General features: G+C 35.3%; 18 protein-coding genes and 2 pseudogenes. 11 read left to right on the plus strand and 9 right to left on the minus strand.

The features are described 5' to 3' along the window. The first annotated feature begins 69 nt into the window (after positions 1-69). From acuA to AC0ONG_RS22105, 4 genes are all read left to right on the plus strand, one after another. Entirely contained in the window at positions 70-702 is a 633-nt protein-coding gene (gene acuA / locus AC0ONG_RS22090; protein WP_000581392.1) for an acetoin utilization protein acetyltransferase AcuA, read from the plus strand. A 17-nt stretch (positions 703-719) separates the two neighbouring features. Continuing rightward, positions 720-1,364, plus strand: coding sequence for an acetoin utilization AcuB family protein (locus tag AC0ONG_RS22095; RefSeq protein ID WP_000634583.1), 645 nt, complete (start codon positions 720-722; stop codon positions 1,362-1,364). Next, entirely contained in the window at positions 1,361-2,527 is a 1,167-nt protein-coding gene (acuC, locus tag AC0ONG_RS22100; RefSeq protein WP_017763659.1) for an acetoin utilization protein AcuC, read from the plus strand. The genes AC0ONG_RS22095 and acuC overlap by 4 nt, the downstream gene beginning before the upstream one ends. Before the next feature lie 121 nt (positions 2,528-2,648). Further along, a complete protein-coding gene (locus tag AC0ONG_RS22105; RefSeq protein WP_133963689.1) occupies positions 2,649-3,524 on the plus strand; it encodes an alpha/beta fold hydrolase in 876 nt (291 codons plus the stop codon). 66 nt (positions 3,525-3,590) lie between these two features. On the opposite strand, the gene AC0ONG_RS22110 is transcribed toward AC0ONG_RS22105, so the two are convergent. The 3 genes from AC0ONG_RS22110 to AC0ONG_RS22120 form a co-directional block, all read right to left on the minus strand. Beyond that, positions 3,591-3,878 (minus strand): hypothetical protein, encoded by a 288-nt coding sequence (locus AC0ONG_RS22110; RefSeq protein ID WP_000502927.1) that lies wholly within the window; start codon positions 3,876-3,878, stop codon positions 3,591-3,593. 120 nt (positions 3,879-3,998) lie between these two features. Continuing rightward, entirely contained in the window at positions 3,999-4,688 is a 690-nt protein-coding gene (locus AC0ONG_RS22115) for a response regulator transcription factor (protein ID WP_003280338.1), read from the minus strand. A gap of 1 nt (position 4,689) precedes the next feature. Then, complete coding sequence (locus AC0ONG_RS22120; RefSeq protein WP_097890880.1) at positions 4,690-6,144, minus strand: HAMP domain-containing sensor histidine kinase; 1,455 nt, start codon at positions 6,142-6,144, stop codon at positions 4,690-4,692. 149 nt (positions 6,145-6,293) lie between these two features. Between AC0ONG_RS22120 and AC0ONG_RS22125 the strand changes: the two genes are divergently transcribed. The 3 genes from AC0ONG_RS22125 to mscL all read left to right on the plus strand — a co-directional run bounded on the left by AC0ONG_RS22125 (position 6,294) and on the right by mscL (position 8,507). Further along, a complete protein-coding gene (locus tag AC0ONG_RS22125; protein ID WP_017763662.1) occupies positions 6,294-6,974 on the plus strand; it encodes an ankyrin repeat domain-containing protein in 681 nt (226 codons plus the stop codon). Positions 6,975-7,053: 79 nt separating this feature from the next. Then, entirely contained in the window at positions 7,054-7,980 is a 927-nt protein-coding gene (locus AC0ONG_RS22130) for a Gfo/Idh/MocA family protein (protein ID WP_001039713.1), read from the plus strand. Between the two features lie 128 nt (positions 7,981-8,108). Next, positions 8,109-8,507: a large conductance mechanosensitive channel protein MscL gene (gene mscL, locus AC0ONG_RS22135; RefSeq protein WP_000267015.1), complete on the plus strand. Its 399-nt coding sequence runs from the start codon at positions 8,109-8,111 to the stop codon at positions 8,505-8,507. 48 nt (positions 8,508-8,555) lie between these two features. On the opposite strand, the gene AC0ONG_RS22140 is transcribed toward mscL, so the two are convergent. Further along, positions 8,556-8,828, minus strand: a complete 273-nt coding sequence (locus tag AC0ONG_RS22140) for a DUF3917 domain-containing protein (RefSeq protein WP_000636586.1) — start codon at positions 8,826-8,828, stop codon at positions 8,556-8,558. Positions 8,829-8,977: 149 nt separating this feature from the next. Between AC0ONG_RS22140 and dhp61 the strand changes: the two are divergent. From dhp61 to AC0ONG_RS22155, 3 genes and pseudogenes are all read left to right on the plus strand, one after another. After that, positions 8,978-9,275 (plus strand): annotated as a pseudogene (dhp61, locus tag AC0ONG_RS22145) (protein Dhp61). Between the two features lie 81 nt (positions 9,276-9,356). Next, positions 9,357-9,593, plus strand: a complete 237-nt coding sequence (locus AC0ONG_RS22150) for a DUF3949 domain-containing protein (RefSeq protein WP_474204074.1) — start codon at positions 9,357-9,359, stop codon at positions 9,591-9,593. A 1-nt stretch (position 9,594) separates the two neighbouring features. Beyond that, positions 9,595-9,957: a DUF4288 domain-containing protein gene (locus AC0ONG_RS22155; protein WP_003280329.1), complete on the plus strand. Its 363-nt coding sequence runs from the start codon at positions 9,595-9,597 to the stop codon at positions 9,955-9,957. A gap of 34 nt (positions 9,958-9,991) precedes the next feature. Here the strand turns inward: AC0ONG_RS22155 and ccpA are convergent, their stop codons facing one another. From ccpA to AC0ONG_RS22180, 5 genes and pseudogenes are all read right to left on the minus strand, one after another. After that, complete coding sequence (ccpA, locus tag AC0ONG_RS22160) at positions 9,992-10,990, minus strand: catabolite control protein A (protein ID WP_001103303.1); 999 nt, start codon at positions 10,988-10,990, stop codon at positions 9,992-9,994. A 482-nt stretch (positions 10,991-11,472) separates the two neighbouring features. Continuing rightward, a pseudogene (gene aroA, locus AC0ONG_RS22165) lies at positions 11,473-12,170 on the minus strand (chorismate mutase). Between the two features lie 165 nt (positions 12,171-12,335). Continuing rightward, complete coding sequence (locus AC0ONG_RS22170) at positions 12,336-13,358, minus strand: CamS family sex pheromone protein (RefSeq protein WP_000738027.1); 1,023 nt, start codon at positions 13,356-13,358, stop codon at positions 12,336-12,338. Between the two features lie 118 nt (positions 13,359-13,476). Then, entirely contained in the window at positions 13,477-13,803 is a 327-nt protein-coding gene (gene ytxJ / locus AC0ONG_RS22175; RefSeq protein WP_017763665.1) for a bacillithiol system redox-active protein YtxJ, read from the minus strand. After that, entirely contained in the window at positions 13,803-14,315 is a 513-nt protein-coding gene (locus AC0ONG_RS22180) for a DUF948 domain-containing protein (RefSeq protein ID WP_001197721.1), read from the minus strand. Before AC0ONG_RS22180 ends, ytxJ begins: the two co-directional genes overlap by 1 nt. A 187-nt stretch (positions 14,316-14,502) precedes the next feature. On the opposite strand from AC0ONG_RS22180, the gene AC0ONG_RS22185 reads away from it, so the two are divergent. Then, entirely contained in the window at positions 14,503-15,618 is a 1,116-nt protein-coding gene (locus AC0ONG_RS22185) for an aminopeptidase (protein ID WP_000654729.1), read from the plus strand. The last annotated feature ends 20 nt before the right edge of the window (positions 15,619-15,638 follow it).

A 15,638-nucleotide genomic window follows, 5' to 3' on the forward strand; every position in this document is an offset into this window, starting at 1 on the left:
TTCACATCGCATATATTATAAAGTACGATATTAATAGATTCACAAACCCTCAAGGTGGTGAGCAATACATTGATTCATAAAAAAATATACAATGCTAGAAACTTAAAAACAGCGAAAGGCACTTTAATTATTGAAGGTCCTGTCTCTACACATAATCTTGAAATGTATGAATTTCATCCAGATTTAGTTGCATTTCGTCCTGCTGAACAGCAATATAAAGCAATTGTCGAAATTTCTAAATTACCAGAAGCTCGACTCATTATTGCTAGACATGACCAGATGATTGTTGGATATGTTACATATTTATATCCTGATCCACTTGAACGATGGTCAGAAGGAAAAATAGAAAACTTAATTGAGCTTGGGGCAATTGAAGTAGTTCCAGCCTTCCGCGGGAGTTCTGTCGGAAAGAACTTACTAGAGGTTTCTATGATGGACGATTATATGGAAGATTACATTATATTGACGACTGAATATTATTGGCACTGGGATTTGAAACAAACAGGATTAAATGTTTGGGAATACCGAAAAGTAATGGAAAAGATGATGAATGCCGGCGGGTTACAATGGATGGCTACAGACGATCCTGAAATTTGTTCACATCCCGCCAACTGTTTAATGGTCCGCATCGGTAAACGCGTTGATACGGATTCTATTCAAGCTTTTGATCGTCTACGTTTTCACAATCGTTTTATGTATTAATAAAGGGGGCAACTGGAATGATTGTAGAAGAAATTATGAATCAAAATGTAGTTACACTACATCCAAACGATACAATCGAAACAGCAATCCGAACGATTCGCACGAAAGGAATTCGGCACATTCCAATTGTCGATCAAAATAATCACGTCGTAGGCATTATTTCTGATCGGGATGTAAGAGATGCAAGTCCGTCTATTCTAGATGAACAAGTTTCACTCGATATGCTACAGCAACCGCTTGAACTTATTATGAAACATCCTGTAATGACTTGCCACCCTCTCGATTTCGTTGAGGAAATTGCTACTTTATTTTTTGAAAATAAAATTGGCTGTCTTCCTGTTACAAAAGCTGGGAAGTTAGTTGGAATAATCTCAGAATCTACAGTACTGCACACGTTAGTAAAATTAACAGGAGCACATCAACCGAGTTCACAAATTGAAATTCAAGTAAAAAATGAACCTGGTATTCTTGGAAAAGTCGTTGCTATTTTTAGTGATTTACAAATAAATATCGTGAGCGTTCTCGTCTACCCAGCAAAAGATGAGAATGATAAAGTACTTGTTTTCCGCATTCAAACGATGAATCCTCTAAAAGTGATTGATGCACTTGAAGCAGAAGGCTATCGCGTATTATGGCCGAACATCATGGGGATGCAAGCATGAGTAGCGCGTTTATTTATTCGGATGACTTTCGGGGCTATTCATTTAGCCCTGATCATCCTTTTAACCAACTGCGCGTCACACTTACGTATGATTTATTACAAAAGGGTGGTTTCATCTCTCCCTCTCAAATCATCTCACCACGGATGGCTACAGATGAAGAGATTGCCTACGTTCATACAGAGGAGTACATAAATGCGGTAAAACGTGCTGGAGAAGGAAAGTTAGAAAAATCAATTGCGATGACATATGGACTAGGAACAGAAGATACACCGATGTTCCCAAATATGCACGAAGCAAGCGCATTGCTCGTTGGCGGTACGTTAACAGCTGTCGATGCTGTTCTTTCCGGAAAAGTAAAACACGCACTTAACTTAGGTGGAGGCTTACATCACGGCTTCCGTGGCAAGGCATCTGGTTTTTGTATTTATAACGATAGCTCCATCGCAATGAAGTATATTCAGAAGAAATACGGTTTACGCGTCTTATATATTGATACAGACGCTCATCACGGTGATGGCGTGCAGTGGTCGTTTTATGATGATTCTAACGTATGCACCATTTCATTACATGAAACTGGTCGCTATTTATTCCCTGGAACTGGCGCTGTAAACGAACGTGGACAAGGTAATGGTTATAGTTATTCTTTTAACGTTCCACTGGATGCTTTTACAGAAGATGAATCCTTTCTAAAATCATATCGAACAGTTGTAAAAGAAGTTGCAGCGTACTTTAAACCGGATATTATTTTAACGCAAAATGGTGCCGACGCACATTACTACGACCCACTTACACACCTTTGTGCAACCATGAATATTTACCGCGAAATACCGAAGCTCGCTCGTGAAATTGCTAATGAATATTGCGACGGTCGCTGGATCGCTGTCGGCGGCGGTGGCTATGACCATTGGCGCGTCGTACCAAGAGCTTGGGCACTTATTTGGCTCGAAATGAACAACATCCAAAACATCTCGGGTTATCTCCCTCCAGAATGGATTGACGCTTGGAAAGGACAAGCCGAAACAGAACTTCCCCTCACATGGGAAGATCCAGACAACATGTATAAACCTATCCCCCGTAAACCAGAAATTGAAGAAAAGAATGCATTAACTGTAGCGAAATCCCTTGAAATCATTCGGAATAATATGACAAAATCTTTGTACTAAACGAAAAGGAGGCTCGTTTTTGAATAGCCTCCTTTTATTTATTGTCGACTACTGTCGGTAAGTCGATATGTTTCGAGTTGCGCCGATATATTTTATTTAATAATTAACCGGTCCAACTTTTATGAAAAAAGGACGTGATATTATGTGGACACAACAAATGATCCCCACAAAACGCGGCACATTTGAACTCTTTACAAAAGGAAATGGCGAACCGCTTTGTATTACACATCACTATTCACAATTTAATGAAACTGGTGATTACTTTGCAGATGTTTTCACTGCTACGCATCGTGTATTTCTCATTAATTTACGAGATGCTGGTAGCTCTGTAACCACCCAGTCAGAAAACGAATTAAGTATGATTGAAACGGTTCACGATTTAGAAGCAATACGGGAAGCTTTACAACTCCCAACATGGCATTTCACTGGTCATTCAACAGGTGGTATGCTTGGACTTTTATATGCGATTACATATCCAAATTCCTTACAATCATTAGTCGTAGCAGGCGCTGCAGCAAGTAACTATACCGAAACACCATTTTGTATTTATCATCCAGAACATTCACAGTTTCATTATATGCAAGAGCTCATCGAAAACTTAAAAAGCCCTCACCTTACAAGTGAAGAACGGAAAGAACTATCTACTAAGAGAACAAAATTATCATTGTATAAACCAGAAAACTACAACTCTTATTTTTGTAAACCAATCAAAAAAACAATGTCCGTTAGCCGGATGAATGCTTTCGCCAATGAATATCCTTCATTTGATTTAAGGGAGTATTTACCTTCTATAAAAACAAAAACACTAATTATGTGTGGAAGACACGATGTGCAGTGTCCTATTCAATATTCCATCGAGATACATGAGGGTATATGCGATTCTACTTTTGTGACATTTGAGGAGAGCAACCATTATCCTTTTTTAGAAGAAGCTGCTCAGTTTACTTCTACTACTCAAATATTTTATAAATCATTGCAACAAGGAACTCTAAAATAGCATATTAAGGTCGCAAGTTAATTTTCCAACAAAAACCTCACAGCCTCTATAAGACTATGAGGTTTTTCAAAAGAAATATTTCACACTAGTAACAACCAAAAGAAGAACAGAAAAAATCATTAAACCTAAATCAATAAATACTGACTTTTTATCTCCTTCTTTTAAACTTATCATAAAACTAGAAATTATTTTAATTGCAAAAAAGACCATCATAAATAACCAACCCAAATGATCATTCGTAGAATCTTCATCATAAAACATTTGTATTGCACCAATAATTAATAAGATAAGTACAATATTAGTTCCAATCTTTAAAACCTTGTTTGATTTATTATCTTTTAATGTATCCCCCAAAATGTAGCACGCCCTCTCACACTCTCCTATGTTTTATCTCTCTTTATATTTTAACATAAATTACCTATTATCCCCTTTTGATCACATACAAAAAAACCTGCCAAAACTTTGACAGGTTCCCTACACATTAAAACGATAACCAGCTCCCCATACTGTTTCAATATATTGCGGGTGGGCAGGATCTCTTTCAATTTTTTCACGTAGCTTTCTAATGTGGACGACAACAGTGGCTAAATCACCAGCGGAATCTAATCCCCAAATGCGTTCAAATAACTGTTCTTTATTTAATACTTGGTTTGGATGTGTGACAAAGAATGTTAATAAATCAAATTCCTTCGTTGTAAATGCCACTTCTTCATTGTTTATAAAAACTTTCCTCGCTCGTTGATCGATAGAAATTCCGTGAATGTATAGCGTATCACGTTGCTTACTTACATTTCCTGATAATCTTTCATAACGAGCAATATGCGCTTTTACTCTTGCGACTAATTCGCTTGGGCTAAACGGTTTCGTTATATAATCATCCGCTCCTAATCCGAGCCCGCGAATTTTATCTATATCTTCTTTTTTTGCTGAAACAAGTAGAATCGGAATATCTTTTACAGCACGTATTTGTTTACAAATTTCGAATCCGTTCATTTTCGGAAGCATAATATCTAAAATAATTAAATCATAGTCTTCTTGCAGGGCTATTTGTAAACCTGTTTCTCCTGAATGCTCTACATCAACTTGGAAATCATTAATTTCTAAATAATCTCGCTGTAATTCTGCAATACTTACTTCATCTTCTATTAGTAAAATTCTTTTCAATTTACTCACCACATTCCTCTACTTTTTCCAATGAGAAGAAAATGCTTGTGCCTTTACCAAGCTCGCTTTCCGCCCAAATTTCCCCGCCATGTTCTTCAACAATTTGCTTCGCTATTGCTAAACCAAGTCCACTTCCACCTGTGCTAGAATTTCGCGATTGTTCTGCACGATAAAAACGTTCAAAGATATACGGTAGCGTATCAGATTCTATACCTGATCCATTGTCTATCACCTTCACAATAACTTTATTGTTATCACTCGATACTGTTACGGTAATTTTCTTCTCTTCTTTATCCATGTACTTCACACTATTATGAATTAAATTTGATATAACTCTATTTATCTTTTCGCAATCAGCCGTTACATATAATGGCGATGAATGTAATTGTAAGTTAATTTCTATACCTTCTTCACTTAAATCCATCTGCATCTCTTCTATTAATTCTTGCATAAACGTATTTAATTCAACTGTCTCAAATTGGAATGGAACTCGATTTAAATCGAGCTTCGAAAACAAAAAGAGTTCATCAATGAGTGTGTCCATATGTTTTGCCTTCGTATGAATTGTCGTTAAATACTTATCCATTTTTTCTGGCGTATTTGCTACCCCGTCCTTTATTCCTTCTACATATCCGATAATAGATGTAATCGGTGTTTTTAAATCATGCGATATGTTTGAAATAAGTTCTTTTCGATTTTCTTCATACTGCGTTTGTACTTCAATCGATTCCTTTAACTTCTTCCTCATTTCCTCAAATCCTTGATTTAATTGACCTATTTCATCGTGCGATGTAACTGGCATTTGAAAATCTAAATTTCCTTCTTTAATTTTCTCCGTTGCACCTTTCAATACAAAAATTGGTTTTATTACACTTCTTGAAACAAGATAACTTAATAAACCAATGAGTAAAATGGCTAATAGTAAAAGCGATACGAATAAGATTGGAAATAATTTTTGTGTAAGATCTACAAATGAACTTTGCTTTTTTAGTACAAATATACTCCCTTCTTCTTTCTCTGGAAAATAAAAATCAAACTTTACATATCGATAAAATGTCTTGCCTAGTTCCGTTGTACCACGACTATTAATATTTGCCGCTTCAAATTTCGGAAGGGCTTCTGTTAAAGTCGAACTTTCAAATCCCTTATTAGCATAAGAAATGTTTTCTCCCTTTCTTACAATTATTTTCACACCTTCTTTTTCAATTGATGAAACGAACGATTTATCTAATAATTGAGATTGATGTTGCTTTGCCGCTAATTTTAATTCAAGATAGGCATTTTCTTCTTCTGGTGTAAGCGGCTTTTGAATGTAAGAACTTTTATAGAAATTTTTCACTGCTTCCAAATCACCTGTTATTGAAAAAACAATTAAAAATCCCGCGACTAATATGAGCGTAATAGAAACGAGAATTACAGCAATATAAGAAAATAAAAACCTTGTTTTAATAGACATATGTTACATCCTCACTTTACCCATCCTTCATATTCATAAGCATAAAAATATATGTTCAAATACTCAAGCGATTTTATAGTAATTTTAGCGTCAGTTTATAAAAATTTAATGTTCCTATTTTACAGTTGAAATTAGGAGGTTGAAATTCCATGTTCAAAAAAACATTCAGTATGATATGTTGCGTAATTTTTTTACAAGGATGCTCGCAAGAACAAGAAGTCAAAAAGGAGATGACAAACATGGAGACTGCACTACTAGCAGCTACTGAAAAAAATGAAACGAATACTGTTATATCTTTACTAAAACAAGGTGCAAATATAAATGCGACGGATAATCAAGGACGTACCCCTCTTATGATTGCTACATACAAAAATGATGTAAAAACCGCAAAAGCACTTATCGAAGCTGGTGCTGACGTAAATATCCAAGATGACATGAAAAACAATCCCTTTCTATACGCCGGTGCGGAAGGTTACTTAGACATTTTAAAGCTAACAATTAATGCTGGTGCAGATCCTACGATTACAAATCGTTACGGCGGAACAGCTCTTATCCCAGCCTCAGAACATGGCTATATTGACGTTATAAAAGAACTCCTCACTCGAACAAATATTGATGTAAATCATGTAAATAACCTAGGATGGACAGCTTTAATGGAAGCCATCGTACTAAGTAACGGAAACGAAACACAGCAACAAGTCATTCGCCTTCTTATTGAGCACGGTGCAGATGTAAATATTCCAGATAATGATGGTGTTGCCCCGTTAGAGCATGCTCGCGCTCATAATTTTGCAGAGATAGAGAAGATTTTGTTAGAAGGGAATAAGTAAAAAGCTTATCTTTGCCTTCCTCCCCCATCCTATGCTACATTTAAGCCGTTACATCAATATTAATAGGGTGGGAATACATATGAATAAACCTAAAATTGGGATGATTGGACTTGGTAGCATTGCGCAAAAGGCCTATCTTCCAACACTTACAAAAGAAACAGATTGGAACTTTGTCGGGGCGTTTACACCTAACGGAGAGAAAAGAAAACAAGTTTGCCAGCAATACCGAATTCAAGACTTTCATTCTATTGAAACGTTAGCTTCCGAATGTGATGCAATCTTCGTTCATAGTTCAACTGCATCGCATTATGAAATCGTTTCTGAGCTTTTGAAAAAAGGAATCGACGTTTATGTTGATAAGCCGTTAGCAGCTACTGTGGAACAAGCTGAGCAACTAGTCGAGTTGAGCGAGAAGTATAACCGAAAGTTAATGGTCGGATTTAATCGCAGATTCGTTCCTATGTATGTTGCTGCCAAAGAACAGGCTCATGATATTTCATGGATTCGAATTGAAAAGCATCGCACAAATAAAGTCGGGCCATATACGTACGACTTCACTATGTTAGATGATTATTTACACATTGTAGATACTGCTCGCTGGTTCGCTAATGATGACCTTAACGTCGTTCACAATATGATGCAAATCAATGAAAAGAATGAACTTCTTTACGGACATCATACATATACAACTCCAAGTGGACTGTTACTTTCTACTGCAATGCATCGCCATGCCGGTACAAATTTAGAACAAATTGAACTTGTAACGCCAGGGAAAATCATTCGCGTAAAAAATATGAATACATTTGAAATTGAACAGGAAAACTCAGTTTCACAAAGCGGTTCTCCATCATGGGATACGACGTTAAAACAACGTGGTTTTGAAGATGCTGTTCATCATTTTATTGAATGTGTACACGGAGATACAAAGCCTGTTGTAGATGGATTAGAAGGATTAAAAACGCAGCAAATGCTACAATCTTTACTAGATGATGTAAACAAAAATTAAAACGGATACATTTTTCAGAATTTACTTTCATTCCCATTTCCCCTTTATTTCTCTCGTAAATTTCTATAAAATATGTTGATAGGAATTATAAATTTCATAATGAATCGTGGAAAGGATGGGATTGACACATGTGGAACGAGTTTAAAAAGTTCGCTTTCAAAGGGAATGTCGTTGATTTAGCTGTCGGGGTTGTAATCGGTGCTGCATTCGGTAAAATCGTTAGTTCTTTAGTAAAAGACATTATTACACCATTACTTGGTATGGTATTAGGTGGCGTTAACTTTACAGATTTGCACTTTGGATACGGTAAATCAGCTGTTATGTATGGTAACTTCATCCAAACAATTTTTGATTTCTTAATTATCGCAGCTTCTATCTTTATGTTTATTAAAGTTTTCAACAAACTAACATCTAAAAAAGAAGACGAAAAAGAGGAAGAAATTCCAGAACCAACAAAAGAAGAAGTTCTTCTTGGCGAAATTCGCGACTTATTAAAACAACAAAATTCTTCTAAAGATAGAGCATAATTGAACGGATAAAAAGGCATGTCCCTCGGGACATGCCTTTTCTATATGCTATAACGTTTCCGAATTCATATGAATAAATAAAATAATACCAGCAACCATAAGTACCATAATGCTACCTGCAAATAGTGTAATACCAATAAACATTAAACTTTTGCTCATATCTACTGATACACTTTCAATAAAAATAGAAATTACATACGTGATAAGGGCAATTCCTGCAAGAATACTTCCTGGAACAAATCGCTTTAAACCATTTTGTTTTAACGTCATATATGCAAAAATAGCAGTCATACAAAGCGTAATTATCCAAAGAACGATCATCTCTTTTCCCCCCTCACAAGCCTTTTCTTTCTATTATACATGACATTGCCCTATAATAGTTATTTTTACACTTATGTGACATATAACAAGGAATCATACAATCTATAGAGAACTCTTCCAGGTAAGCTATATACTAGGGAGGATTTCAATTGGAAGATGATATTGTAGGATATTTTAAACAAGTAGAGCGATTTGATTATATTACAATCGACTTAGACAAAATTTTTTTTTACATGGAAGTTGTACAAATAGAAACAAATGTAACTTTGCTAAAAATATCACTTAACTTAAAAAAAAGATAAAACGATTGTAGATGGAAAAGCAAAGCACTATGATTCTTCTAGGCTAGAGCATTTAATAAAAAATTTTAAACGCACTGCACAAACATGCCTTGAACATAATTTACGAAGCGCTGAAGAACTTTTTGCATTTTGGAAAAGAAATTGACCACTAGAAAAATATGGATACCCCTCATATAAATTGATATAATTACCATATACAAATATTCTTTGTAAGGGAGTGTTCATAATGATTTGGATTTCACTAATCGTATTAGCTTATTTCATCATTCTCGTCCCAATACAGTACAACTACATTAAACTACTCAAAGAAAAACAGAAAAAAATGAGTGTCTCACAAAACGAACTATATGACAACATGTCTTATGAAGAATCCCAAGTGCATTACCATTATCAAAGTAACGTATTTACAATACCTGCTTCGCTTGTCGCAAGTATTATTTATAAGGTGAAACATGCAGCATAATATGTACGCTGTAAAATTATTGTTTGAGTCTGTTCCTTCTGGTGAGCCTCATCCTATGAAAATGGATGAGCATTATGAAGAGAATCACGATACACTTTTTGAAGAAAGTATTATTCTTGTTAAAGCAAACAGTTTAGAAGAAGCTCATGAACTAGGTGAAAAGATAGCTATACAATCGGAGCACACATACGATAATATGTATGATGAGCAAATCACATGGACGTTCCGAAAAGTGTTACATGTATTTGAATTAGACGATACGCCATTTGAAACTGGAAAAGAATTGTACGCAAAATTTTTACACGTTAAGAAAAATGAAACTGTAGATACAGTAATTGAAAAATATTATCCTGAATATGAATAAAAGCTCACAGCAATCGCTGTGAGCTTTTTTATACTTATTTCGTTGAATCTCTAAATTGGATACGGTGAGGTAAGATAACAGTGTGATCTTCCACTTTTTCTTTGTTCATATACTTTGTTAATAGACGCATTGCTACTGCACCGATATCATACATCGGTTGTACAACTGTTGAAAGCTGCGGACGAACCATTAATGCAAGGCGTGTATTATCGAAACCAAGTACTTCTACGTCAGTTGGTACGTTTAATCCAGCATCTTGTGCTGCATGGATTACACCTAGTGCCATTTCATCAGAAGACACGAAGATTGCTGTTGGCTTTTCATCATTGCTCCAAAGCTTTTCGAATGCTTCGATACCTGAGTCATATGTGTAATCTCCATCGATTACAAGATTTTCATCATATGAAATACCTTCTTCTTCTAAAGCTTTTTTATAACCTTGTAACTTCTTCGCGCTTCCCGCTTTATCAATGAATGGACCAGAGACGAAACCGATACGCTTATGTCCTTGCTCGATAAAGTGCTTCATTGCATCGTAAGCTGCTTGTGTATAATCAATATTTACTGATGGCGTTTCATTTTGCTCATCAAATGACGCTGCTAATACAATTGGTACTGGAGATTTTTTAAATTCTTCAATGTGAATGTCTGTAATATCTTCACCCATGAAAACAATTCCGTCCACTTGTTTTCCAAGCATCGTATTTAATAGATGGAACTCTTTCTCTTTGTTTTGATCAGAGTTACTTAAAATGATGTTATATTTGTACATTGTTGCGATATCTTCAATTCCACGTGCAAGTTCTGCATAAAACGTATTTGAGATATCAGGAATAATAACACCTACCGTAGTTGTCTTCTTACTTGCTAGTCCACGTGCTACCGCATTTGGACGGTATCCTAAACGATCAATTGCTTCTAATACTTTCTTTCTTGTTGTAGGCTTTACATTTGGGTTACCGTTCACAACGCGTGATACGGTAGCCATTGAAACGTTCGCTTCGCGCGCTACATCATAGATTGTTACGTTCATCTCATCGCACACTCCTTCTATTTTTGTTATCTATTTTTATGTATCGGTTACTTGAATGAAAAAAAGACATCAACTCTATTTGCAGATGCCACCAATCGTCCCGAGTTCTTCCTTTTACTAATGATACGATATAAACGCAGGCTCATACAATATTTTCCCGCAAAAGTTTCGAAAAAATTCGCTTGTTTTCTCGTATTTTCGTATTTTTTATGAAAAAAGGGCATTTTTTGTAAAAAAATAGATATTTCCTAAGTAGAAATCTTATTTTAAGCAGTACGATAGTAAATGAAATTTATATCGGCGATTTTTCGAATATATGAACCGTAACTCGAAATATATCGGCGATTTCCCAAATATATCGACCACAACTCTAATTATATCAGCGATTTTTTTAATATACCAACTTCCCAACAAAAATCGACAATGACAGTCGCTATACAGCTGTCCCAAAATGCCTTTTTGGAACAGCTCATTAAAAGTTTTTATAATTTACTTCCAAATGATTTTAATTCATTCATAAAATCATTGAACTGCGGGATATTCATTTGCTGCGCCGCATCTGATAAAGCTACAGCTGGATTTGGATGTACTTCAGCCATAATTGCGTTTGCACCAATTGCCATCGCTGCTTTTGCAGTTAGTAAGAGAAGGTCACGTCTCTCTGTAGAATGCGTTACATCAAAAACGACAGGTAAATGTGTCTCTTTCTTTAAAATCGGTACAGCGGAAATATCAAGCGTATTACGCGTTGCTCTTTCATTGCTTCAGCAACTTGACGTACTTGTTCATAACTTTCCACTGCACACGGTCCCATAATAAAATGCTAATTTCCGTTACCAATTTTTTCACCATTAATTTCAACAATCGTATCTTCTGTTTTTTTCTTACAAGAAACAAGTAGTGCTTTACGATGATCCTCTTCTTGTAACTTTAAACCAACTTGAAAAATTTGTTTGAAAATATGTTATAAAGTCGAAGTTTCAAATGGACCATTATTATTCTCTGCAATTAAATCCAGCATATTTCTTTCACGTACAGGATCAAAACGTTTCACACCTTATACTTCTTTTAAATTACCAACTTCTTGTACGAGACGACCTCTTTCGTTTAGTAACTCTAATATTTGTAAATTAAGTTGATCAATTTCAGAACGTAAACGACCTAATTGTTGTGATGCCATAAGAAAGCCATCTCTTTCAAATCCCTATATATTACTTTTTTTAAGATAACTTATTATAGTTGATACATATACGATTGTCACACGATATACAGCAATGAATTACCATCAAAAAACCTTTTATATTTTCATTTAAAATAAAAAAAGACAGTTTACATACTGTCTTTTTTACAAGAAGGAAACAAACGGTTTATCACTGTTTTTCTCTTTTATAATAACGGCCTCAATTTTACTCTCGGACTTGATCTGTAATTGTACTTTCGCATCTTTAGGCAATTTGTCTAACATACCTTGAGCAGCCAATTGGGTAAGAGCCATTAATTCTGTTTTACCGTTATATTTAATAACAATATTCATATTTAATGTATCCATTTGATCTTTCTTATAAGAAACTTTTGCATTGACTGGAATAAAATCTCCATTAGAAAAACCTTTTATTTCCTTAGCAAAGTTATTTATTTTTGTATTATCTTCTCCATGTGCTTGTGTAAATTCATCAGAAGGATATGAATACGACTTTTCATCAATTGTACTCCAATTTCCAAGGTTCATATCATTCTTTTGAACAGTAGCACTAGCAATATACGTACCATTTTTTAAAGAACTTGTACTTTCTTGCTTAAAGATAGCAAACGTAATTGGAGATTTGTTATATTTATCATTTTTGTTAATGGCTTCAATAAGTTGTTTAGCAACTTCAGACCCTTTAGACATAGCTTCTTCATTCGATACACTTGAAGACATAGCTAAGCCAATCATAACACCAGATAAACTTAATTCATTTGAATTCTGTTTTCCGAAATAGTCTTGTTCTATAATATTCGTCAAAACTGGCGCTTCTACTTTCGCAACTAGTTCATCAACTAGTTTCTCTGGAATATACTGATTTAATTGCAGTACGTGACTCTCTGTATCAAATTGCTGCGTTGCAATATTTATTAAACCATTTTCATACTCTGCTAAATCTAATTTAGAATTTGTTTTTATATTAGCTGTATTAATAACCTTTTGTTCTTTTAAAGGAATAACAGTTCTATAATAATCTTTAGAAACAGCAGTTCTCGGAATCATACTTTTTTCTTTTGTATCTTTTTGTATAACTTCATCCTTCTTACTAATCGTATTACTATTGTTACTACAAGCTCCCAGTAATAAACTTACGACTGCGAAGGATAATGCCATTTTCTTCATTACTTAAAACCTACTTTCAACAATCTAGTTATTTAGTTTGAACTATTAATAGTGTACCACTAAATATATTTCAACAAAAACAAAAAAAAAGAAGCAAGCACCTTTAGCTTGCTTCTTTTTACTTTATATTCTCTTCTAAAGCATCTTTTTTAATATTCCAATGAGATGTATTCCATACTACCATCCCATCTTTTATGTATAACACTTGCGGTGATTCATGTCTAATACTGTATTGTTCTGCAACACGATTTGACACATCTCTCGCATCTTGTACGTATAAGTAATACGCTGGCACTTCTCTTTCTTCACTGCAATACGCTTGAAATTCTGTGTATGCACCGTGACTAATCGGGCATGTCGTACTATGTTTAAAAAGAACATACGGCTCATTCTTTTCTACTAAGATTTCAAGCTCTTCAATTGTTTCAAGCTTTGTCATATTCATCACGATTCACCTCTCATACGAAATCTAGAGCGCTTCTCTTTCTTTTCAGCGTTTTTCTCAATTCTTTCTAATTTACGCTCTTCTTTTTCAACCTTCTTCTCTTGTCTCGACGCACGGTAATGATTGTATACTTCAATCGCCGCACTGCTCCACTGTACAACTTGCGCTACTTTATCAGCGTTATTTTCAATTTCGTCCGTTACAGAGTCTGATACATTACGAAGCTTCGTATTTAAAGATTGGATTGTCGTTCCAATCCCATCTACACCCGCTACCACTTTATTTAATGACTGTGACTTCTGTTGAATATCATCAGCTAACGCATTCGTTTTATGTAATAATTGCTCTGTCTCTACGCTAATTCCTTGCATTTGTTTTTCTAAACCTTCTAAAGTGCTTGCAACGTTTTCTAACGTCTTCTGAACCGATAACAACGTTCTGCATACATACACTACTAATACTGCGAAAGCAACCGCGATAATAGCCGCACTTACATATAAAAGAACTTGCATTTCATCACTTCCTTTATCTTTTTCATACTTTCCCCTATTATACAATCATTTTCCGTTTCATTCTAATCCCTATCTCATCATTAGAATTTTCATACTTATTCGTTAACTGTAACATAAATCATTCAACAAATTCCACTAAGTAGGTTACAATAGGAGAGGATACATAATTAGTAGGGAGGCTTTACATATGAAAGATCCACGTATTGAAAAGTTAGCATACAATTTAATTAACTACTCTATCCGCTTACAAAAAGGTGAAAAAGTATTAATTGAAAACTTTGGCTTACAAAAAGAACTTGTAACTGCACTTGTAAAAGAAGCATATGCAGCTGGTGGTTTCCCATTCGTCTCTTTAAAAGATCATCAAGTAGATCGCTCTTTATTAATGGGTGCTACTGAAGAACATTTCGAACAAATCGCTGCATATGAAGCAAGCGTAATGAAAGACATGGACGCTTATATCGGTCTTCGCTCTGGCGATAATATTAATGAACAGGCTGACGTTCCAAGTGAGCGCATGAAAGTTCATGGCCAAACAGTTGGGAAAAAAGTTCATAGAGATATTCGCGTTCCAAAAACACGTTGGGTTGTTCTTCGCTACCCAAATGCTTCTATGGCACAGCTTGCTAAAATGAGCACAGAAGCTTTCGAAGACTTCTACTTCGAAGTTTGTAACTTAGACTACGGTAAAATGGATAAGGCGATGGATAGCCTTGTTACATTAATGAATAAAACAGATAAAGTTCGTTTAACTGGTCCTGGAACTGACTTAACATTCTCTATTAAAGACATTCCAGCAATTAAATGCTCAGGTCATTTAAACATTCCAGATGGTGAAGTATACTCTGCACCAGTTCGTGACTCTGTTAACGGTACAGTTTCTTACAACACACCATCTCCTTACAACGGTTATACATTTGAAAATGTACAACTTAAGTTCGAGAACGGTCAAATCGTTGAAGCAACTGCAAACGATTCAGAACGCATTAATAAAATCTTCGATACAGACGAAGGCGCACGCTACGTTGGTGAATTCGCAATCGGCGTAAACCCATACATCTTACATCCAATGGGAGACATCCTATTCGATGAAAAAATCGATGGCAGCTTCCACTTCACTCCTGGACAAGCTTACGACGATGCATGGAATGGTAACAACTCAAACATCCACTGGGATTTAGTATGCATCCAACGCCCTGAATACGGCGGCGGTGAAATTTACTTCGACGACGTACTAATCCGTAAAGACGGACGCTTCGTTGTACCTGAATTAGAAGCTTTAAATCCAGAGAACTTAAAATAATAATAAAAACGCTCGGAATT

It is taken from the genome of Bacillus sp. TCT6 (genome assembly GCF_056033845.1).

Excerpts from the sequence above, each read along its gene's own strand:
- acuC (WP_017763659.1), top strand. The coding sequence starts at position 1,361 with ATGAGTAGCGCGTTTATTTATTCGGATGACTTTCGGGGCTATTCATTT.
- AC0ONG_RS22170 (WP_000738027.1), bottom strand. The coding sequence starts at position 13,358 with ATGAAGAAAATGGCATTATCCTTCGCAGTCGTAAGTTTATTACTGGGA.
- AC0ONG_RS22095 (WP_000634583.1), top strand. The coding sequence starts at position 720 with ATGATTGTAGAAGAAATTATGAATCAAAATGTAGTTACACTACATCCA.
- AC0ONG_RS22130 (WP_001039713.1), top strand. The coding sequence starts at position 7,054 with ATGAATAAACCTAAAATTGGGATGATTGGACTTGGTAGCATTGCGCAA.
- AC0ONG_RS22125 (WP_017763662.1), top strand. The coding sequence starts at position 6,294 with ATGTTCAAAAAAACATTCAGTATGATATGTTGCGTAATTTTTTTACAA.
- AC0ONG_RS22140 (WP_000636586.1), bottom strand. The coding sequence starts at position 8,828 with ATGATCGTTCTTTGGATAATTACGCTTTGTATGACTGCTATTTTTGCA.
- AC0ONG_RS22155 (WP_003280329.1), top strand. The coding sequence starts at position 9,595 with ATGTACGCTGTAAAATTATTGTTTGAGTCTGTTCCTTCTGGTGAGCCT.
- AC0ONG_RS22180 (WP_001197721.1), bottom strand. The coding sequence starts at position 14,315 with ATGCAAGTTCTTTTATATGTAAGTGCGGCTATTATCGCGGTTGCTTTC.
- ytxJ (WP_017763665.1), bottom strand. The coding sequence starts at position 13,803 with ATGAATATGACAAAGCTTGAAACAATTGAAGAGCTTGAAATCTTAGTA.
- mscL (WP_000267015.1), top strand. The coding sequence starts at position 8,109 with ATGTGGAACGAGTTTAAAAAGTTCGCTTTCAAAGGGAATGTCGTTGAT.
- ccpA (WP_001103303.1), bottom strand. The coding sequence starts at position 10,990 with ATGAACGTAACAATCTATGATGTAGCGCGCGAAGCGAACGTTTCAATG.
- AC0ONG_RS22150 (WP_474204074.1), top strand. The coding sequence starts at position 9,357 with ATGATTTGGATTTCACTAATCGTATTAGCTTATTTCATCATTCTCGTC.
- AC0ONG_RS22120 (WP_097890880.1), bottom strand. The coding sequence starts at position 6,144 with ATGTCTATTAAAACAAGGTTTTTATTTTCTTATATTGCTGTAATTCTC.
- AC0ONG_RS22105 (WP_133963689.1), top strand. The coding sequence starts at position 2,649 with ATGAAAAAAGGACGTGATATTATGTGGACACAACAAATGATCCCCACA.
- AC0ONG_RS22185 (WP_000654729.1), top strand. The coding sequence starts at position 14,503 with ATGAAAGATCCACGTATTGAAAAGTTAGCATACAATTTAATTAACTAC.